The sequence below is a fragment of the Paraeggerthella hongkongensis genome (genome assembly GCF_003726035.1).
Taxonomy (GTDB): domain Bacteria; phylum Actinomycetota; class Coriobacteriia; order Coriobacteriales; family Eggerthellaceae; genus Paraeggerthella; species Paraeggerthella hongkongensis.
Map to the genome: position 1 here is coordinate 1 of NZ_QICD01000015.1, position 20,245 is coordinate 20,245.

The following is a 20,245-nucleotide window of genomic DNA, read 5'->3' on the forward strand; positions in this document are numbered from 1 at the left end:
GGGCTGGGGGTTCGGGGCTGGGCGCAAAATCTCGTTCGGCAAAACGCTTCCGGGTCCGTTGCAGCCCCGCCGTCGAAAGACTCAGCGCACCCCTATTCGAAATGGTCCGCCGCAACCTCAAGTTGATGGATGATATCGATGCCCTGAGGACACATGGCCTCGCATGCGCCGCACGCCACGCACTTCGACGCAGGTCCCGGAGCAGCCTGCCAACTGTACAGCCCCTTCGTGAAATCCCGGTTCTCGGTCATGAGCTCCAAGTTCAAAAGGCCCATGATTTCAGGGATGACCACGCTCTCCGGGCAATCCTTCACGCAATAGCGGCAGTTCGTGCACGGTATGGAAGCCATGCTCGACAAAACGCGGCAAGCCTCGTCCAGGGCGCGCTGCTCTTCAGGCGCGAACGGGGCATTTGCTCGACACTCCGCAACGTTTTGCCGCACCTGATCCGCGGTCGACATGCCCGACAAAACCGTGAGGACATTCGGCAGGTTGTAGCAAAAGCGATACGCCCACGAAACCAGGCTCAAGTCCGGACGACACGCCAGGAGCGGCTCGGCAACGCGGGCGGGAAGATCAGCCAAACGACCGCCGCGCGCGGGCTCCATGATCACCACCGGCACATCGTGTTTCCAGGCAACCTCCATGCAGCGTCGCGATTCCACAACCGGGTCGTCCCAATCAAGATAGTTCGCCTGCAACTGCACGAAATCGGCGTCAGGGTGGGCGGTCAGCAGCGCATCCAAGGCCTCGGCGCCGTCATGCATGGAGAATCCCCAGTTGCGAATGCGTCCTGCAGCCTTTTCCTGCCTGACGAAATCCCACATGCCGTATGCGTCGAACTTAGCCGTACGAGCGCCTCCCACATTGTGCAGCAGGTAGAAATCCACGTAGTCGACGCCCAAGCGATCAAGAGAGATCGCCAGGTTTCCCTTCGCCGTTCGCGCGTCGGGAGCGGCCCAAGCCAAGCATTTCGTGGCAAGCGTGAACGCGTCGCGAGGATAGCGCTCCACCAGCGCCGAGCGCAAAGCAGTTTCCGAAGCGCCTTCGTGGTATACGAAAGCGGTGTCGAAATACGTGCCCCCGCCGGCTATGAACGCGTCCACCATGTCCTTGAACTGCTCCAGATCGATGCTCGTCTGATCTTGCGGATCCGTCAAAGGCAGGCGCATGCAACCGAAACCCAGCTTCGACGTGGCTTGAAATGCTGGTTTCATGGACGCTCCTTCTTGTTTGCTGTATCCGGCTATTTGGCGGCGCGTACATCATACCCATTGGAGCGGACTCTAGGTCAAGCGCCTTTTCGCAACTCCGGGCAATAGCGCGAAAGCGGGTTTTCGCTGTCCGAAGATTCATCCACACGCAATAAGGTCGTCGAACAACTGCTGGAACTCTTGCTCGAACACGCTATGCCGCAGCCGAATGAAAGCTATGTCGTGCTCCACGTCGAATCCCTCGAGGTCAAGAACCCGCAACGACCCTTCCTCCAGTTCGCGCGCCACGGCAGCCTCGTACAGAAACGCGATGCCCAAATCGCGCCTGGCGAACACCTTGATGATATCGAGGCTTTCGACAACGCTCGTCTGGCTGAAGCCCCCTACAGAAAGGTTATGCTCGGCAAGGGCATGCTCGAACACCGCGCGCGTGCCCGAACCGCGTTCCCTTATAAGCAGATGCTCGTCCAATAGATCCTCGATCCGGCGAGGTTCGCGCGAGAAACGATGGTCGGACGAGCAGACGCACACGAATCGCTCCCTTCGGTACGTGTCCCACTCGTAGGAGTTCTTATCGAAAAAGCCCTCCACGAACGCACAGTCGATCTCGCCTGCCTCCAAAAGCCCCAACAGCTCAGCCGTATCGCCGGATCGAACGGTTACGCGATACTGGGGATGGACAGCAAGGAAATCAGCCAAAGGAGCGGCGACCAGGTACTCGCCCGCGGTCAGCGTCATCCCCACCGCCAGGTCCACGCGCAGTCCGGCAGCCGCGCTGGCTATGCGGTCGCGCAAAAGAGCCTCGTCGTGGGCCATGGTGGCCAAAGCGTCGCGCAGCATGGCCCCCGCCGTTGTCAGCGCAAGCTTCTTGTTTCGATAGTCGAACAACGGCGCTCCGTACGCCCGCTCCAAATACGCGATGTGTTGAGAAACGGCAGGTTGGGTCACATTGAGCTCCTCAGCGGCGCGCGTGTAATTCATCGTTCGGCACACCGTCAGAAACGTCGCAACGCGAAAGTCCTGCATATCGGCCTCTTTTCACTTCCGTCGCTCCATCTTTCCCATAATCATAATACTATCTTATGATTACATAACTATATATTAGTTTTATTTTTTGTTGCACTATGGAAGAATGCATCAAATCGCGTCAAGAGCGGGTGCTGCGCGTTTCGCATGAAGGATCGCGCGGCGCACCGAAACGCGACCTGTCCTCGTTTATGATGCGTCCGAACAGAAAGGTATCCCGTGCGCAACGTCATTCAGAAAGTCCCCATTCCCACCGCGGGCGTCGCCCTCGGCTTGGCGGCGCTCGGCAATCTGCTGCAACCTTACACCGAAGTGCTCCACGTTGTCTGCGGAGCGCTCGCCCTCGTCCTCATCGTCATGCTGGGAGCAAAGATCATCCTCTTCCCCTCCATGATCCAAGACGACCTGCACAACTCCATCATGGCAAGCGTCAGCGCCACCTTGTTCATGTCCCTCATGCAGTTGGCCACCTATCTTGCCCCTATCGCGTACGAACCGGCCTCCCTGATCTGGGCGGCGGCGGTCATCGCGCATCTCGCCCTTATAGGATGGTTCACCGCTCGGTTCATCGCGCATTTCAAGCTGCATGAAGTGTTTCCCACGTACTTCATCTGCTACGTAGGCATCGTCGTGGCGTCGGTCACATCGCCCACGTTCGGGATGACGGCAACGGGCCACGTTCTGTTCTGGTTCGGGTTCGCTTGCTACTTGGTGCTTTTCGCTTTGGTGACGTACCGCTACGCAAAGCACGAGATCCCCGAAGCCGCGCGTCCGCTGTTCTGCATCTACACCGCCCCCATGAGCCTGTCCCTTGTTGGGTACCTGGCTACGGCAACGGATCCCAATCCCTTGTTCGCGGGCGCGATGCTGGTGCTGGCGCAGGTGCTGTTCATCATGGTGCTTTCGCGGCTGCCCCACCTGCTTCGCCTGCGCTTCTACCCAAGCTATGCGGCCATGACGTTCCCCTTCGTGATCACGGCAACCGCGCTTGGCAAAGCCCTCGCGTTCTTCCGCGCGAATGGAATCATGCTGCCCGAGGCGCTCGATGTGCTGTTCATCGCGGAAACGGCCATCGCCATCGTCATGGTCGGCTACGTGCTGGGCCACTATGTTCGGTTCTTCGTCCGCCGCATCGAGGAGCCCCAAAGCCAAGCGGTTCTGCAAGAGAACCAGCAGATCGCGCACTTCTCCGAAAACTTCGACAACTAAACGAGCGAGGGGCCTGGCACGCTGCACGCACGCCAGGCCCCTCGCCGTACCGCAATCGTTCGAACGCGCCGCACGCGGCGCCTTGAATCACTTCCCCATTTCAAGCGCCCGCGCAAGAATCTGCATGCGCGCCTCAACGTCCTCGATGATCTTGCTGCAGTCCTTCAGCTCGGCATAGGAGTCAAGTCCTTCGACCTCGCGGACGGCCTTGTACTTCAAGTCGTGCTCAAGGCTGGCCCAGAAGTCCATGGCAATCGTGCGCAGCTGCACTTCCACCGGAATGAACTCCTTCTTATCCAGGAAATACACCGGAATGCGCACGATGACGTGAAGGCTTCGGTACCCGTTGGGCTTCGGACTTGCTATGTAATCCTTCACGGTGACGATGGTCAGATCGTCCTGCCGCTGCAACAGCTCCAGCAAATTGTACACATCATGGATATAGGAGCATATCACCCGTATGCCCGCGATATCCATGATGTAGCGCTCCATGTTCTCAAGCGTAGGCTGCTTGCCGTACCGCTCGAGCTTTTCGAAAATGCTCGCAGGTTTCTTGATGCGCGACTCTATATGATGGATGGGGTTGCGATTCTTCTTGAGATTGAGGTCTTGGTCCAAAATTTCGAAACGCACTTGCATCTCGCGCATGGCAGCCTGGTACTTTTGGATTATCTCGCGCGTTTTCGCCTCTGCCTCGCGCAACCGCTGCAAATCCTCGATAGGCCCGCGAAGATCATCGCTCGAGCGAAACGCCGGCAGCATCGCGCCGCCTTCGGCCGACTTGCCCTGATCGACCCGATCATCCGACAACGAGGGTTCGTCTTTCACGCCGAACGCCACCTCCATGTTCATGCTCCTCACCGCAGTGTTCAGGGAATCGTATGATAGCCTACTGGGCAAGGTTTCCCGATGGGGAAACCTTTTTTGCACGATCCCATAATGCTTCAAGCTCGTCGGACGACAGATCCTCGATGCTGCGCCCCTGCGCCCATGCCGCGCCCTCCATGAACGACCAACGAGAGCGGAACTTGACGCATGCGGCGCGCAAGGCCCCTTCGCCATCCACGCCCATGCGACGCGCAACGTTGACCAGGCTGAACAGCACGTCGCCGAGCTCCAACTCCACCGCAGCAACCAGCTCTTCGGCGCCAGAGCCGCCCACACCCGCATCAACCTTGCCGTTCGCGGCCTTCGGGGCGGCGGCGTACGCCTCTTGAAGCTCGGCGATCTCTTCGCGCACCTTGGCCCATACGTCGTCGAGCGTTTCCCATTCGAAGCCGACGGCCGCAGCTTTGCGTGAAATCTTCTGCGCTTGCATAAGCGCGGGGAAGCTGGTCGGAACGCCGCTCAGCAGGCCGTCGGGTTGCGCGTCGGCGTTTTCGGGAACCTGATCGGACGCGCCTTTCTCGGACAGCTTGACCTGGTCCCATACGTCTAGCACCTCTCCGGCGCTTGCCACATGCGCCTCTCCGAACACATGGGGATGCCGCCGGATCATTTTCGCATTCACGTCGGCGCATACGTCATCGATGTCGAACGCGCCCGCGTCGGAAGCGATCTGGCTCTGCAAAACCACTTGCAACAGCACATCGCCCAACTCTTCGCGCAGGTGAACTGCATCCCCGGACTCGATGGCGTCGACCGCCTCGTAGGCCTCCTCTATCATGTTGTGCGCAATGCTCTGATGGGTCTGCGCACGATCCCACGGACAGCCGTCGGGTGCGCGCAAAGCGGCGATCGTGGCCACGAACCGATCGAACGAAGCATGGTCGACCGGATGAGAGGCGATATCGAGCGCGGATTCTGCAGGTGCTTCGACCATGGGGACGGTCCTTTCTCGCGGTTGTTTGCCAGCAGTATACCGCTCGGAAAAGCGGGGGTCGCTCATTTTCGAATCGCAGCACCTCCGCAGCCGTCCCGCAGCTACAATACATCCAGTTCAAAGGCTTGATAACACGCGGCAAACCGATGTCTGTCAAAACGATGGGTTTCATCGAACGCCGGCAAAACCGGCGCGCGCGATGCGTAGCCGGCGACGACCGCTGCACACGGGGGCCGTCGCCGGCTGAAGATCGAAGCGAAAGACGCGCTACGCTCCCAAGATCACGGCCAGGTCTTCTTCAGGGTCGCCGATCGGGCGCACGTCGAATTCGCGCACCAGCACGTCCAAAACGGCAGGCGACACGAACGCCGGCAACGTGGGGCCCAGATAGATGCCCTTGATTCCCAAATGCAGCAGGGTCAGCAAGATGCAAACCGCCTTCTGCTCGTACCATGAAAGCACCAAGGTAAGCGGCAGGTCGTTCACGCCGCACCCGAACGCCTCGGCCAGAGCCACGGCCACCTTGATGGCGCCGTACGCGTCGTTGCACTGCCCCATGTCCATGAGCCGCGGCAGACCGCCGATGGACCCCAAATCCAAATCGTTGAAGCGAAACTTCCCGCACGCAAGCGTCAGCACGATGCTGTCCTCAGGGGTTTTCTGCACGAACTCGCGGAAGTAGCTGCGCCCGGGGCGCACGCCGTCGCATCCGCCCACTAGGAAGAAATGGCTGATAGCGCCCTGCTTCACCGCATCGACCACCGTGTCTGCAACTCCCAGGATGGTGCCGTGACCGAACCCGGTCACAAGCGACGCGTCGGCGCCAGCGCTCTCCCCGCGCGAGCCTTCGATGGCTGCGAATACGCGCGACTCGGCGAACCCGCCCAGCTCGAGCGCGCGCTCGATGACGGGGCCGAAGTCCTTGCTGCCATCTTCCGCAGCACCGATGTGCGCGGCGCCCGGATACGCCACCACGCCGGTCGTGAATACGCGATTGGCATAGGAGGATGCCGGAGGCATGAGGCAGTTCGTGGTGAACAGGATGGGCGCGGGCAGCTCCGCGAACTCGTCGCGCTGGTTCTGCCAGGCCGTGCCCAGGTTCCCCTTGAGATGAGGATACTGCTTGAACAGCGGATACGCATGCGCGGGAAGCAGCTCTCCGTGGGTGTAGACGTTCACGCCGCGACCAGCCGTCTGGTCCAGCAAAAGTTTAAGATCATGCAGGTCATGACCCGTAACCACGATGAACGGACCAGCTTCCACCGTACGCGACACGGTGGTGGGCTCGGGGGTGCCGAACGTTTGCGTGTTCGCTTGGTCGAGCAGCTCCATGCATCGCAGGTTCACCTCGCCCGCTTTGAGCGCCAAGGGCAGCAAGGCGTCCGCTTCGGCATCGGCAACGCCCTCCAAGCCTTCATGCAGAAACGCCGAAACCGTTTCGTCGCGATACCCCAGCACCGCCGCATGATACGCATAGGCAGCCACGCCGCGCAGCCCGAACAACACGAGCGATCTGAGGGAACGCACGTCTTCGGGAGCATTCCAAACTTGGCCAAGATCGAAATCCGGCGTCTCCTCCACTGCGGCAGAGGCGGCGATGCCGGCTCGCCGCGCATGAACGCGCTGCACGATCGAGGCCAACTCGGCATCGTCGAAATCCACATTCGTCAACGTGGCGAACAGCCCTTCCATCGCCAGATCGTCGGCCGCGCGGCGGGCATCGCCCGTCACGCCCGCCGCGCGCACGGTGCGCGCCAGACCCACGAGCGCGCCCGTCAGTTCGTCTTGCACCTGGGCGGTGGAAGCCTGCTTGCCGCACGCTCCCGCAGCGCCCGTGCAACCGCTGCATCCTATGGTCTGCTCGCATTGGAAGCAGAACATCGCATTCGCATCCGTCATTGCCCTTCCTCTCTTTCGAGGGTCCGCGCCTCGTTTGGCCCGCAGCATGCGCCATGGAGCCGAACCGCGCTCGCCCGCTCTCGTCTTGCGTGCTTGCAACCCTACGGCACAACCGCTATGCTTTCCGTTGCAATTCCAACAAAGGAGCACAATGGACCGCTATGCCCATCTGATCAACCGCTCGCCCCTGTTCCACGGCATCGACCCGCAGCATATCGACTCCATGCTGCAATGCCTGGGCGCGCACCAGCGCAGCTACCCTAAAGGGTCGGCCGTGTTTCGCATAGGAGACTCCTCGTCGAGCATGGGCCTGGTGCTGGAAGGATCGGTTCGGCTCGAAAAAGAGGACTGGTGGGGAAACCGCAGCATCCTTGCATCTTTCGGTCCGGGGCAGTCCTTCGGCGAGGTGTACGCCTGCGAGCAGGATCTTGCCTACGACATCAACGTGATAGCAGCCGAGGAAACGACGGTCCTGTTCATGGACGTAGGCCGCGTTACCACCATGTGCCCCACGTCCTGCGCATTCCACGCGCAGCTCATTCGCAACGTGCTGGGCGTGGTGGCGCGGCGCACGCATGCGCTCACCCGCAAGATCGAGCACACGTCCAAGCGCACAACGCGGGCGAAGCTGCTGTCGTACCTGTCCGACCAGGCCGAAACGGCCGGAGGACGTCGATTCACCATCCCGTTCGACAGGCAAGAATTGGCCGATTACCTGTCAATAGACCGCAGCGCCATGTGCGCCGAGCTTTCCCGCATGAAGCGGGAGGGCTTGATCGATTATCATAAAAGCCAATTCGAAATCACCCGAGGGAGCGCCCTATGATCGACCCCCGCACCGCCGCATTGCTGATCATCGACATGCAGCATGGATTCATCGACGCGTCATCGTCCTTGTGCGTAGCGGGCGCAGCCGCCACGGTGCCCGCATGCGCCCGCGCGCTGGATGCGGCCAGGCACATGGACATGGCCGTGTTCCATATAGTGCGCTCGTATGCCGAAGACGGGTCGGACGTGGAAGCCTGCCGACACGAAGCATGGGCCGAAGGCGGCAAGCCGGTATCGAGCGCGTGCGCAAGCCCGCGCTCGCTTGAGGAGCCGGCGCCGCTCGCGCCGCAACCAGGCGACCGCGTGCTGGTGAAACCGCGCTTCTCCGCGTTCTTCAGCACGTCGCTCGACCTGACGCTCAGGAGGCTGGGCATCGGCACCGTGGTTCTCATCGGCACCACCACGCCGAACTGCATTCGGACCAGCTGCTACGACGCGCTGTCGCTCGACTACAACGTGGTGGTCGTGGAAGACCGCACGTCATCGCGCACCCCCGCCGTGCAAGCGGCCAACATTCAGGACATGGCCTGCATTGGAGCGCACATCATGACGTGCAAAGAGTTCTGCGAACACGGCCTGTCCCACGTTCGCGACACGGCAGCCAACGCGCGCGCAGCGCAACGCAACGCTTAAGGAAGAAGGTACTCATGCCCCTGCTGGAGATCGACGCGCTTGAAGACCCTCGGCTCGACGCATACGCGCGCCTGACCGAAGCGCAGCTGCGCAGCAAGCTCGAACCCGAGAAAGGCATATTCATCGCCGAATCGGGAAAGGTTATCGAGCGAGCGCTCGAAGCCGGCCTGGAACCTCTGTCGATGCTCATGGAGGCGAAATGGGTTCCCGCCTTGCAGCCCGTCATCGACCGCATCGCCCTCGACCACCCCGAGGCTCCCGTGTTCGTCGCGCCGCATGACGAACTGGCGAAGCTCACCGGCTTCGAGCTGACCCGCGGCGCGCTGGCCGCCTTTCGTCGTCCCAAGCCGCGCGGCGTTGCCGACGTAGTCGCCGACGCTCGACGCATCGCGGTCCTCGAAGACATTACGAACCACACCAATGTGGGGGCCATCTTCCGCTCCGCCGCAGCGCTGAACCTGGATGCGGTGCTGGTCACGCCCTCGTGCTACGATCCGCTGTACCGCCGCGCCGTGCGCGTTTCCATGGGAACCGTGTTCCAAGTACCTTGGACCCGCATCGGAGACGATGATGCCGCCCGCGCAACGGGCCACAGCACCTGGGCGGAAGAGGGCGTCCCCCTGCTGCATAGCCTGGGGTTCAAAACGGCGGCCATGGCCCTTTCCGACGATTCCGTGTCGCTTGACGACCCCGTTCTTGCCACCGAGGAAAAGCTGGCCATCGTGCTGGGAACGGAGGGCGACGGCCTTTCTCGCAGCACCATCGCACGCTGCGACTACACGGTGCGCATCCCCATGGCCCACGGCGTGGACTCCCTCAACGTAGCGGCCGCAAGCGCGGTGGCTTTCTGGGAATTGCGCGCTCGGTAGAACCTGCAGCAGCCCTTCACGGCCGCGATTCGTCCGAAACATGCGGAACCTATGAATTGCACAGCAATTCGCTATTATTTCTTGACGCCCTTATCTGTACTTGTTAATGTTACAGTTATGCACCGACCGAGGCACCGCAACCAAGAGGGAGCGAGATCCATGGACCACCGAACGAAGCGCTTCGGCCTGACACTCAGCCTTGTCGCCCTTGCGGCAACGGGCATCCTGGCGATGGCCGCCTGTTCAGCACCGCCGTCAACCGAAGAAGGGGCACGTATGACGAATGACGACACAACCGCTGCACCAACCACCTACCGAACCATAAGCTCGATCGAAGCCCAAGGCATCATAGAGCAAGGCGGCGTCACGGTGGTGGACGTGCGCACTCCGAAAGAATACGCCGAGAAGCACATTCCAGGCGCCATCAACATCCCCGTTGAAAGCATCGCCTCGTCCAAGCCCGCCGAACTAGCCAACCCTGACGAGGAGCTGTTGATCTACTGCCGCTCGGGCGTGCGCAGCAAGCAAGCCGCCGAGAAGCTGATCGCCTTGGGCTACCGCAACGTCACGGACATGGGCGGCATCATCGATTGGCACGGCGAAACCGTAGCCGGATCCCAGCCGAACGGGAGCTAGCGCCGACGCCTTTGCCTTGCGAGGCTCGTGCGCGTTCCGCACAAGCAGACACGTGGACGGGTATGGGCAAACTGTTCCGCAAAACCGGCTGCTGGACGCGCACGAGTCCCGCAAGGCAAAGGCTCCGAAAACCCCACGAAGAAAAGGAACCGCCATGAAGAAGTACGACGCAGCCATCATAGGATTCGGCAAGGGAGGAAAAACGCTTGCCGGCGCCCTTGCCGCCGAAGGACAGAGCGTGGCGCTCATCGAACAATCCCCCGAACGGTACGGAGGCACGTGCATCAACGTGGCCTGCATCCCCACAAAAGCGCTCGTCCATGCCGCCGAGCTCTCCGCAGCGCAGGGCGGGACGTTCGCCCAGCAAGCCGAGCGCTACGCAGCCGCGCACGCCGAAAAGAATCGCGTGGTCAGCATGCTGAGAGCGAAGAACTACGACAAGCTGGCCAACCTGCCGAACGTCGACGTCATCGACGGGCGCGCTTCGTTTCTAGATGAAAACCGCATCGCGCTAGACCTTGTGGAAGGCCGGCGAGAAAGCGACCGCCGCATCATCGAAGCCGACCGCATCTTCATCAACACCGGATCGCGCCCGTTCGTTCCGTCCATTCCCGGGATAGACGGCCCGCGGGTCCACACGAGCGAAACGCTGCTGGATCTGTCAACGCTTCCGAAACGCCTCGTCATACTAGGCGGTGGGTACATCGGGCTCGAGTTCGCTTCTCTGTTCGCGAATTTCGGATCGCACGTCACCATCGTGCAGAACGGCGAGACGTTCCTCCCCCGCGAAGACGCCGATATAGCCCATGCCGTGCTGGCCAGCTTGACTGCCCGCGGATTGCTCGTCATGAGCAAAACCGACGTGCTGCGCATAGAAGATGCCGCGAACGAGGCAACGGTGGTTGCAAATACGGAAAACGGAGAGCAGCACATCCCCGCCGACGCCGTGCTCGTCGCCACGGGCCGTCGGCCCAATATCGACGGGCTGAATCTTGAGGCGGCGCGAATCGAAACGAACGCGCGCGGCGGCATACAGGTGGACGAGCATCTGCGCACCACCGCTCCGAACGTCTGGGCCCTGGGCGACGTGACCGGCGGACCGCAATTCACGTACATCTCGCTCGATGACTTCCGCATCGTGCGCGACGACGCATGGGGATCGGGCGAGCGCACCACGAAGAACCGCGGCGCCATTCCGTACGCCGTGTTCCTCGATCCGCCCTTCGCGCGCGTCGGCATGACAGAACAGGAAGCGCGCGATGCCGGCTTCAACGTGAAGACGGCGCAAATCCCGGCAGCCGCCGTTCCGAAAGCGCAGGCCATCGGCAAAACAACCGGTCTGCTCAAAGCGATTGTCGACGCAAGCACCGATCGTCTGCTGGGAGTTCATCTTTTCATCGAAGAGTCCCACGAAATGATCAACATTGCAAAACTGGCCATCGATGCAGGGTTGCCCTACCAGGCGCTGCGCGATGCCGTGTACACGCATCCAACCATGACCGAAGCGTTCAACGACCTATTCTCAGGGCTCTAAGATCCGCTGCCCGCACCGCGAGGGGCGCGCATACAGAACGTGCGGACGGTCGAACCGTCCGCACGTTGGCGAATCCATATGAAAGATCCTGCTACTTCGCGACCAATACCGGAATCTTCGAGCCATGCAGAATCTTATGGCTCACGCTTCCCAGGTATTCCTTGAGCCCGCTCAAGCCCCTGTTTCCCACAACCACCAAATCATAATCGCGCTGATCGACCAGCTTCAGGATCTCGGTAGCAGGGTTCGTACCCGTCAGCAGCAGCGAATCTATGCGCGCAGCCACGTCTTCGCGCACGTCCGCAACCGCCTCCGCAAGCAAGTCCTCTCCGTCAGAGATCATCATGTCGAGGATTTCCTTGAAGCTGGCCATCTGGCTTTCATCCAGCAGCGGGATGGGAACGACATACGCGATATCAATATGCACCGCGGGATTGACTTCGGCCAAGCTGACGGCCGTATCGAGCGCGCGACGACCGCCCTCGGATTCGTCAAACGCAACAAGCAGGTTGTTCACAGCCATGATCGGCCCCCTTTCGGTCGCGGCAAGCCTTGAGCCAGCCGCCTCTGCTTCCTCTTCAGTATAAGGCTTTTCCTGCCCCCTGACCACGTAAAACAAGTAACGTGAACGTAGCGAAAGCAATCCACAGCAACAGAGGGGCGGGCGATGAGACAAAGGGATGAGACAAAGGGACGGGGTCAATGACTCATTTTGCGCGCTGCGCAAAATGAGTCATTGACCCCGTCCCTTTGTCTCATCCCGCTTCGGCGCCGCAACGGCGAAGGGCCCGGCATTGCCGGACCCTTCGCTCGATCACGCAAGCAACACGCTAGTCGATGGGCGTCGCATCCAAAGTCAAGCTGTCGAAATCCAAAGGCGCCTCGACCGTGCATTCGTAGTTTCCGTCCTGATCGATGCCGATCAGCACATGGCTCCGGTCGCGCAGATTGCCCTCGACCACCTTCTGCGCAATGCGATCCACGATCTCGCGCTGGATAAGGCGCTTGAGCGGGCGGGCACCGAAGATGGGGTCGTAGCCGTCGATGGACAAGTGCTCCATCGCAGCAGGCGTGACGTCAAGCGTGATGCGGCGATCCGCCAAACGCGCGCGCACTTCCTCAAGCTGCAGGTCGACGATAGGCTCGATGTTCGTCATGTTGAGCGCGTTGAACACCACCACGTCGTCGATACGGTTGATGAACTCGGGCCTGAACGTCGCGCGCAGCGCGCCGTCGATGGCCTGCTTCATGGCCTTCTCGTCGCCATGCTCGGCAAATTCGCGGATGAACTGCGACCCTACGTTGCTGGTCATGATGATGATCGAGTTCTTGAACGACACCACGCGGCCCTGCCCGTCCGTCAAACGGCCGTCATCGAGCACCTGCAGCAAGATGTTGAACACGTCCGGGTGGGCCTTCTCGATCTCGTCCAGCAAAATCACGCTGTACGGCTTGCGGCGCACGGCCTCGGTCAACTGGCCGCCCTCGTCGTAGCCCACGTATCCCGGAGGCGCGCCGATCAAGCGCTGCACGCTGAACTTCTCCATGTACTCGGACATGTCGATGCGCACCATGGCCTTCTCGCTGTCGAACAGGTATTCCGCCAGCGCCTTGGCCAGCTCCGTCTTGCCCACGCCCGTCGGGCCCAAGAACAGGAAGCTGCCAATGGGACGATCCGGATCGGACAAGCCCGCCCGGTTGCGTCGAATAGCGCCGGCAACCGAGGACACGGCCTCATCCTGGCCCACCACGCGTTCGTGCAGCTTCTCCTCAAGATCGACCAGTTTCGCCATTTCGCCTTGCATCATCTTCTGCACGGGGATGCCGGTCCACGTGGACACCACTTCGGCGATCTCGTCGTCGGACACCTCCTCTTTCAGGATAGCCCCGTCCTGCTGCTTGACGTTGAGCGCTTCCTCGGCGACGTGCAGCTGCTGCTGCAATGCGGGGATGCGCGCATAGCGAATTTCGGACGCCTTCACCAGATCGCCCTCGCGCGTGGCGCGCTCCTCTTCAAGCTGGGCGCCTTCCAGCTCCAGCTTGAGGTTCTGCACGCTCTCGATCGCGTCCTTCTCGTTCTGCCATTCGGCTTTGCGCTTGTCCAAATCCTCGCGAGCCGACGCGATCTCGCGGCGCAGCACGTCAAGACGCTCGCGGGAAGCTTCGTCGCTCTCCTTCATGAGCGCCTGCTCCTCGATCTGCATCTGCGTGAGTTTGCGCTCGGCGGCATCGACCTCTTCCGGCATGGAGTCGATCTCGATACGCAGGCGGCTGGCCGCCTCGTCCATGAGGTCGATGGCCTTGTCGGGCAGGAATCGATCGGAGATATAACGGTTCGAAAGCTCCGCTGCGGCAACGATGGCGCTATCGGTGATGCGCACGCCGTGATGGATCTCGTACTTCTCTTTAAGGCCGCGCAGGATAGCAATAGTGTCCTCAACCGTAGGCTCGCTGACAAGCACAGGCTGGAAACGACGTTCCAGGGCGGCGTCTTTTTCAATGTACTTGCGGTACTCGTCAAGCGTGGTCGCGCCAATCGCGTGCAGTTCTCCGCGGGCAAGGGCGGGCTTCAGCATGTTGCCCGCGTCCATGGAACTGTCGCCCGTGGAACCGGCGCCCACGATGGTATGCAGCTCGTCGATGAACAGGATGATGCGGCCTTCGCTCTGCTTGACTTCGCGCAGCACGGCCTTCAAGCGATCCTCGAACTCGCCGCGGTACTTGGCGCCGGCCAGCATCGCGCTCAAGTCCAGCGTGATGATGTCGCGATCCTTCAAGCTGGAGGGCACGTCGCCCGCCACGATGCGCTGCGCCAGGCCTTCGACGATGGCCGTCTTGCCGGTGCCGGGCTCGCCGATGAGCACCGGGTTGTTCTTGGTGCGGCGGCTCAGCACCTGCACGGTGCGGCGAATTTCCTCGGCACGGCCGATCACCGGATCCAGCTTGCCTTCGCGCGCCTGCTGGGTCAGGTTCTGCCCGTACTGCTCCAACGCCTCGAACTGCACTTTATTCTGTTGGTCGGTCACGCGCGTGTCGCCGCGCAGCTCATCGTAGGCGGCTTCGATGGTCTTGCGCGTTACGCCCGCCACGCTCAAAACCTTGCCCGCCGCGCCCTTGTCTTCAGACAAGGCAATCAGCAGGTGCTCGCTGGTGGCATAGCTGTCTCCCAGCTTCTCGGCCACCTTCACCGCGTTGTCGATCACGCCCAGCAAAGCGGGGCCGGGAATGCCGCTCATCATCATGTTGCTGTTGGAGCTGACCTTCGGCATGCGCTGGATTTCGGCATCCACATTGGCAAGCAACTGGAAAGGCTCCGCGCCGATACGCTTGATAATGGCAGACAGGTTGTTCTCTTTGGACTCGAGCAGAGCCTTCAGCATGTGGATCGGCTCGGCTTGGGAAGCCTCGGCTTCAGATGCGATGACGATGGTCTGCTGAAGCGCCTCCTGCGCGCTCAGAGCCAGTTTATTCAGGTTGCCCATATTCATATACACGTTCCTCCTTCGCTTTCGTCTATGGCAAAAGCAGGTCTAGCTAGGGTAGCTGTCGAAACGAGGGCGGCAAGTCGGAAACGCGCACCAGAGCGCTGACGCTCTCGCGCGTTTCCAGCTCGTGCACGCGATCGGCCAAACGGCGAACGCGTTTGTGCAGGTCGTCAAGTTCGTTGTCGCGCTCGTCAAGGCGCCCCTGCAAATCCAGGATGCGGATGACGCCTGCCAAATTGATGCCCTCGCCCGTCAGCTCGTTGATAAGTTCCAGGCGCTCGATGTCCGCTTGCGAGTACATGCGCGTATTGCCGCTCGTCCGCTGCGGAGACACGAGGCCCTTCTGCTCGTAGGCGCGCAGGGTCTGGGGATGCACGCCCGCCAGCTGCGCAGCCACGCTGATCATGTACAGCGGGCGGTTGCGGTCGGTGCGTTCGCTCATTGCGCCCAGCTCCTCACGTCTTCCGTCGTCGCAGCCAGATAATCCTCCATAGCCTTCTTCTGGCCTTCGTTCATTTCCTTCGGGACCAGCACCTTAACGGCAATTTTCAGGTCGCCCGAGCCCTCGCCCTTCACCTTGGGAGCGCCCTTGCCGCGCACGGTTAGAACGGTGTCGTCTTGCGTGCCAGCAGGAACTTTCACGCGCACCTTCGTGCCGTCGGGCGTGGGAACCACCACGCTCGCGCCCAGCGCCGCCTCGGCCACGCTTACCGGCACGTCCATGAGCACGTCGGCGCCCTTGCGGCTGTAGTAGGGATGTTCGTCGATCTTGGTAGTGATCAGCAAATCGCCCGATGCGCCGCCGTTTTCGCCCGGACCGCCCTTGCCCTTGAAGCGCAAGCGGCCGCCGTCAACAGCGCCGGCTGGAATTTTCACCGTCAAAGTTTCCGACTCGCCACGGCCCGGAACACGCACGGTCACGCGCTTCTCGGCACCTGAAAACGCCTCGTCGAACGTCACGTTCAACGTCACGTTCATATCCTGGCCCTTGCGCGGGCGCGGCTGGCGGGCGCCGCCGAAACCGGAGCCGTTGAAATCCCAATCGGAGCCGAAGGCCCCTTCTCCGTGGCGAATGCTCTCCAAAATGTCGGCCCAGCTGCCGAAACCGCCCGCGCCGCCGCCGAAGATATCCTCCACGTTCACCGCGCCGCCGCCCCAGCCTTGGGGAATGTGGTTTTCGTTCGCCGTGCCGTACTGATCGTACAGCTTGCGCTTCTTGTCGTCCGAAAGAACCTCGTACGCTTCGTTGATTTCCTTGAACTTCGCTTCGTCGCCGCCGGCGTCGGGATGGTGCGTGCGTGCCAGCTTGCGGAACGCCTTCTTTATCTCATCGGCCGTCGCCGTGCGTGGAACGCCCAGCGTCTTGTAATAGTCGGGAGTAGCCGACATGCGCTCCACCTTCCTTTCAACTCAAGGAGGCCCACGACATCGCGCCGAAGCCTCGCTGTTACCTGTTCATCATTAAGCAAAAGCGGGCTACCGTATGGTGTCGCCCGCTTGCCGTTGCTTTACTTCTTTTCCGCGTCTTCCTGCGGCTTTTCGCGTTTTGGTCCGCCGGTGGTAACGGTCACCATTGCGGGTCTCAAGACCTTTGATCCCATCTTGTAACCCTTTTGGTACACTTCGCTCACCGTTTCGTCGGGCACGCTCGCGTCATCGACCGTGGCAACCGCCTGGGCCTCCAACGCGTCGAACGCCTCGCCCGCCGGATCAATGACCTGCACGCCGTCTTTCGTCAACACGCCGACGAACTTCGCATGCACCGCTTTCACGCCGTCGAACAAGCCCGTTTCACCGTTCTTGGTCGCGTAGTCGATCGTGCGCTCGAAGTCGTCGATCACGGGGATCAGCCCGGAAACGAGCTTCTCCGTGGCGCGCGCCTTTTCGGCTTCGCGCTGCTCGGTCGTGCGGCGACGATACGTGTCCCATTCGGCATGCAGGCGCATGAACTTGTCCTGCCATTCGCGCGCTTCGGCTTGCGCCTGGGCGACCAGCTCGTCGCTGGTCGGCTGGGATTGCGCAGCAGCCTCGGCGGCTTCGGGGGCGCCGCCCTCGGCCGATCCTTGCGGATCGACCGGGACAGCATCGGCCACGGCGTCGGAAGAAGAGGGGGCGCCGTCGCCCGCGTTGGCATCGCATCCCTGCTGCTGAGACCCCTCGGCAGCAGCGCGGACGTCTTCGATGGGGATCTGCTTGCCTTCGCCTTGCGCCGCGCGCGCCGGCGAGGGTGTGCTCGGCTGGGACATGGCGATTACTTCCCTTCCTTCGTGTCGTCGTCCTCGACGACCTCGTAGTCAGCTTCAATGGTATCGTCGGCGGGAGCCGTCTCGGCGGCAGCTGCACCGGCGCCGGCAGCGGCGCCCTCGGTGGAGTACACGACCTCGGCCAGCTTGTACCCGGCCTGCTGCATCTTCTCGGTCGCAGCCTTGATGGCGTCCATGTCGGAGCCCTCCAGAGCCGTCTTCGCCTCGGCGATGGCCTCCTCGGCAGCGGCCTTGACGTCAGCCGGAGCCTTGTCGCTCACCTCGGCCAGCGTCTGCTCGGTAGCGTTCACCAAAGCATCGGCGTTGTTGCGGATCTCGACTTCTTCCTTGCGCTTCTTGTCCTCTTCAGCATGCTGCTCGGCATCCTTCACCATGCGCTCGACCTCGTCGTCGTTCAGCGCGGTGGAGCCGGAGATGGTGATCTGCTGCTGCTTGCCCGTGCCCAGGTCCTTGGCCGACACGTTCACGATGCCGTTGGCGTCGATGTCGAACGTAACCTCGATCTGGGGCACGCCGCGACGAGCTGCGGGGATGCCGGTCAGCTGGAACTTGCCCAGCGTTTTGTTGTCGCCGGCCATCTGGCGCTCGCCCTGCAGGACGTGAACCTCGACCGACGTCTGGTTGTCCGACGCGGTGGAGTAGATCTCGGTCTTGCGGGTCGGGATGGTGGTGTTGCGGTCGATCATCTTGGTCATCACGCCGCCCATGGTCTCGACGCCCAGCGAAAGCGGGGTCACGTCCAGCAGCAAGATGCCCTCGACGTCGCCGGCAAGCACGCCGCCCTGAACGGCAGCGCCCATGGCCACGACCTCGTCCGGGTTCACGGACATGTTCGGGTCCTTGCCGGTGAGCTTCTTCACGATGTCCTGCACGGCGGGCATGCGGGTGGAGCCGCCCACCAGGATGACCTCGTCAAGGTCGCCGGACTTGAGGCCCGCGTCCTTGAGCGCGCGCTCAACAGGGGTGCGAACGCGATCCAGCAGGTCCTTCGTGATGCGCTCGAACTCGGCACGGGTCAGCGTGTAGTCCAGGTGCTTCGGACCAGATGCGTCAGCCGTGATGAAGGGCAGGTTGATGTTGGCCTGCGTGGTGGAGGACAGCTCCATCTTCGCCTTCTCGGCGGCTTCCTTCAAACGCTGCAGAGCCATCTTGTCGGCGCGCAGGTCAATGCCGTTCTCGGCCTTGAACTTGTCGGCCATCCAGTCGATGACGCGCTGATCCCAGTCGTCGCCGCCCAGGTGGTTGTCGCCTGCGGTGGCCGCAACCTCGAACACGCCGTCGCCCAACTCCAGGATGGACACGTCAAACGTGCCGCCGCCCAGGTCGAAGACGAGGATCTTCTCGTCCTTGTTGGTCTTGTCAAGGCCGTAGGCCAGCGCGGCAGCCGTCGGCTCGTTGATGATGCGCAGCACTTCGAGGCCCGCGATCTTGCCGGCGTCCTTGGTGGCCTGGCGCTGCGCGTCATTGAAGTATGCCGGAACCGTGATGACCGCCTGGGTCACCGGGCCGCCCAGCTGCTTCTCGGCGTCATTCTTGAGCTTCTGCAGAACCATGGCGGAGATTTCCTCCGGCGTGTAGTCCTTGCCGTCGATGTCGACGACCGCACGGCCGTCCTTGCCCTTCTGGACGTTGTAGCTGACGGTCTTCTGCTCTTCGCCCGTCTCGTTGAAGGAGCGGCCGATGAAGCGCTTCACGGATGCGACCGTGTTCTCGGGGTTCGTGACAGCCTGGTTCTTCGCAGCCTTGCCCACCACGCGCTCGCCGTCCTTGCGGAAGCCTTCGACGGACGGCGTGGTGCGGTCGCCCTCGGCGTTGACGAGGATTTCAGGCTCGGAGCCTTCCATCACGGCCATGGCGGAGTTCGTGGTGCCCAAGTCGATGCCTAGAATCTTACCCATTATCATGCTTCCTCTCTGTTGGAGTTTGTAACCAATGTTCAGTTGCCAGAAACGTTGTATGCATATAAAGGACGCGCCCTCGAGCGCGTTCTCGTCCGCGAATGCCAAGCAAAGATGCTAGATCCAAGCTCAATCCGCTTTCGATGTTTTGGAATATATAATCTAAGTCTTTGGTTGTCAAGTTAGTTACCAATTTGTCACACAAGTTATTTCAACACGCCAACTATAGACACCGCAGCAACTCCTTCAGGGGCAATTCGGCACTTGTTACGCAGCATGCACGCACCCGTTGCAAAGCCGACGCTTCCGACAAGCTCATAAGACCGCGGACCAACGGTAGCATCGGCACGGTCCGCGCAAGAATGAAAAACTGGGCGCGAAGCGGGACCTGTGACAATCCCAAGCACAAACGAAGCCGCTTTTCGCCTGCGCTTTAAAACGCGACCAGGCCTTTTGCCGGCAACTCTTTCGGAAGCGCAACTCCAACACGCGAATCTTTGTCACAGGTCCCGGTTCGCGCCCAGTTTCCAGGAGCCGCTCCGAACCAACGGCAGCATCGGAGGCGAAAAAGCCATGGCAACCGGATGGTGGCCCGCCGATTGAAAGCGTTGCACGTCTAACGCCGAATGCAAAAAGCTCCCGCCTCCTGCGAAGGAGACGGGAGCTTCAAATCCGCTCAAGCGAGCAGTCCGAGTGAGGAAGTTACTCTTCGACAACCTCGGGAATGGCGCCCATGGGGCACTCTTCAACGCAATCGCCACATGCGATGCAGGCGTCCTCGTTCACAACCTCAGCGACGCCGCCAACGACTTCGAGCACTTCCTGCGGGCACGCATCGACGCAGATGCCGCAGCCGATGCACTCATCGGCTTCGATAACCGGGTGAGCCATGATAACACTCCTTCTCGTCTTTAAAGCAACCCAGCGC

At 61.4% G+C, this 20,245-nt stretch carries 18 protein-coding genes; 6 read left to right on the top strand and 12 right to left on the bottom strand.

Annotation, left to right across the window (positions count from 1 at the left end):
- Positions 1–92: 92 nt before the first annotated feature.
- Positions 93–1,217 (bottom strand): aldo/keto reductase, encoded by a 1,125-nt coding sequence (locus DMP08_RS08020; RefSeq protein WP_123192407.1) that lies wholly within the window; start codon positions 1,215–1,217, stop codon positions 93–95.
- 135 nt (positions 1,218–1,352) lie between these two features.
- Positions 1,353–2,240: a LysR family transcriptional regulator gene (locus tag DMP08_RS08025; protein WP_123192408.1), complete on the bottom strand. Its 888-nt coding sequence runs from the start codon at positions 2,238–2,240 to the stop codon at positions 1,353–1,355.
- A 219-nt stretch (positions 2,241–2,459) separates the two neighbouring features.
- Here DMP08_RS08025 and DMP08_RS08030 point away from each other — a divergent pair, with 219 nt between their 5' ends.
- Positions 2,460–3,449 (top strand): TDT family transporter, encoded by a 990-nt coding sequence (locus DMP08_RS08030; RefSeq protein ID WP_123192409.1) that lies wholly within the window; start codon positions 2,460–2,462, stop codon positions 3,447–3,449.
- Between the two features lie 87 nt (positions 3,450–3,536).
- Here DMP08_RS08030 and DMP08_RS08035 read toward each other — a convergent pair whose 3' ends face one another.
- The 3 genes from DMP08_RS08035 to hcp all read right to left on the bottom strand — a co-directional run bounded on the left by DMP08_RS08035 (position 3,537) and on the right by hcp (position 7,170).
- Entirely contained in the window at positions 3,537–4,301 is a 765-nt protein-coding gene (locus DMP08_RS08035) for a GTP pyrophosphokinase (protein ID WP_244596872.1), read from the bottom strand.
- Between the two features lie 37 nt (positions 4,302–4,338).
- Positions 4,339–5,271 carry a nucleoside triphosphate pyrophosphohydrolase gene (mazG, locus tag DMP08_RS08040; RefSeq protein WP_123192410.1) on the bottom strand — a complete coding sequence of 311 codons (933 nt, stop codon included), beginning with the start codon at positions 5,269–5,271 and terminating at the stop codon, positions 4,339–4,341.
- Positions 5,272–5,538: 267 nt separating this feature from the next.
- Positions 5,539–7,170 carry a hydroxylamine reductase gene (hcp, locus tag DMP08_RS08045; protein WP_123192411.1) on the bottom strand — a complete coding sequence of 544 codons (1,632 nt, stop codon included), beginning with the start codon at positions 7,168–7,170 and terminating at the stop codon, positions 5,539–5,541.
- 151 nt (positions 7,171–7,321) lie between these two features.
- Here hcp and DMP08_RS08050 point away from each other — a divergent pair, with 151 nt between their 5' ends.
- The 5 genes from DMP08_RS08050 to DMP08_RS08070 all read left to right on the top strand — a co-directional run bounded on the left by DMP08_RS08050 (position 7,322) and on the right by DMP08_RS08070 (position 11,670).
- Positions 7,322–7,996: a Crp/Fnr family transcriptional regulator gene (locus DMP08_RS08050; protein WP_123192412.1), complete on the top strand. Its 675-nt coding sequence runs from the start codon at positions 7,322–7,324 to the stop codon at positions 7,994–7,996.
- Entirely contained in the window at positions 7,993–8,631 is a 639-nt protein-coding gene (locus DMP08_RS08055) for a cysteine hydrolase family protein (RefSeq protein ID WP_123192413.1), read from the top strand. The genes DMP08_RS08050 and DMP08_RS08055 overlap by 4 nt, the downstream gene beginning before the upstream one ends.
- A gap of 14 nt (positions 8,632–8,645) precedes the next feature.
- Positions 8,646–9,500 carry a TrmH family RNA methyltransferase gene (locus DMP08_RS08060; protein WP_123192414.1) on the top strand — a complete coding sequence of 285 codons (855 nt, stop codon included), beginning with the start codon at positions 8,646–8,648 and terminating at the stop codon, positions 9,498–9,500.
- Between the two features lie 276 nt (positions 9,501–9,776).
- Entirely contained in the window at positions 9,777–10,136 is a 360-nt protein-coding gene (locus DMP08_RS08065; RefSeq protein ID WP_244596873.1) for a rhodanese-like domain-containing protein, read from the top strand.
- 154 nt (positions 10,137–10,290) lie between these two features.
- Positions 10,291–11,670, top strand: a complete 1,380-nt coding sequence (locus DMP08_RS08070; RefSeq protein WP_123192416.1) for an FAD-dependent oxidoreductase — start codon at positions 10,291–10,293, stop codon at positions 11,668–11,670.
- Between the two features lie 91 nt (positions 11,671–11,761).
- Here the strand turns inward: DMP08_RS08070 and DMP08_RS08075 are convergent, their stop codons facing one another.
- From DMP08_RS08075 to DMP08_RS08105, 7 genes are all read right to left on the bottom strand, one after another.
- Positions 11,762–12,193, bottom strand: coding sequence for a universal stress protein (locus tag DMP08_RS08075; protein ID WP_123192417.1), 432 nt, complete (start codon positions 12,191–12,193; stop codon positions 11,762–11,764).
- A 307-nt stretch (positions 12,194–12,500) separates the two neighbouring features.
- Positions 12,501–15,158 carry an ATP-dependent chaperone ClpB gene (gene clpB / locus DMP08_RS08080; protein WP_123192418.1) on the bottom strand — a complete coding sequence of 886 codons (2,658 nt, stop codon included), beginning with the start codon at positions 15,156–15,158 and terminating at the stop codon, positions 12,501–12,503.
- Positions 15,159–15,204: 46 nt separating this feature from the next.
- Positions 15,205–15,597, bottom strand: coding sequence for a heat shock protein transcriptional repressor HspR (locus DMP08_RS08085; protein ID WP_114566624.1), 393 nt, complete (start codon positions 15,595–15,597; stop codon positions 15,205–15,207).
- A complete protein-coding gene (locus DMP08_RS08090; RefSeq protein ID WP_114566625.1) occupies positions 15,594–16,544 on the bottom strand; it encodes a DnaJ C-terminal domain-containing protein in 951 nt (316 codons plus the stop codon). Before DMP08_RS08090 ends, DMP08_RS08085 begins: the two co-directional genes overlap by 4 nt.
- 119 nt (positions 16,545–16,663) lie before the next feature.
- The gene (locus DMP08_RS08095; protein ID WP_123192419.1) at positions 16,664–17,401 is read right to left on the bottom strand and encodes a nucleotide exchange factor GrpE; all 738 of its coding nucleotides are present in this window, start codon (positions 17,399–17,401) and stop codon (positions 16,664–16,666) included.
- Positions 17,402–17,406: 5 nt separating this feature from the next.
- Positions 17,407–19,317 carry a molecular chaperone DnaK gene (dnaK, locus tag DMP08_RS08100; RefSeq protein ID WP_123192420.1) on the bottom strand — a complete coding sequence of 637 codons (1,911 nt, stop codon included), beginning with the start codon at positions 19,315–19,317 and terminating at the stop codon, positions 17,407–17,409.
- Positions 19,318–20,019: 702 nt separating this feature from the next.
- Positions 20,020–20,208 carry an ATP-binding protein gene (locus DMP08_RS08105; RefSeq protein WP_114566628.1) on the bottom strand — a complete coding sequence of 63 codons (189 nt, stop codon included), beginning with the start codon at positions 20,206–20,208 and terminating at the stop codon, positions 20,020–20,022.
- Between the last annotated feature and the right edge of the window lie 37 nt (positions 20,209–20,245).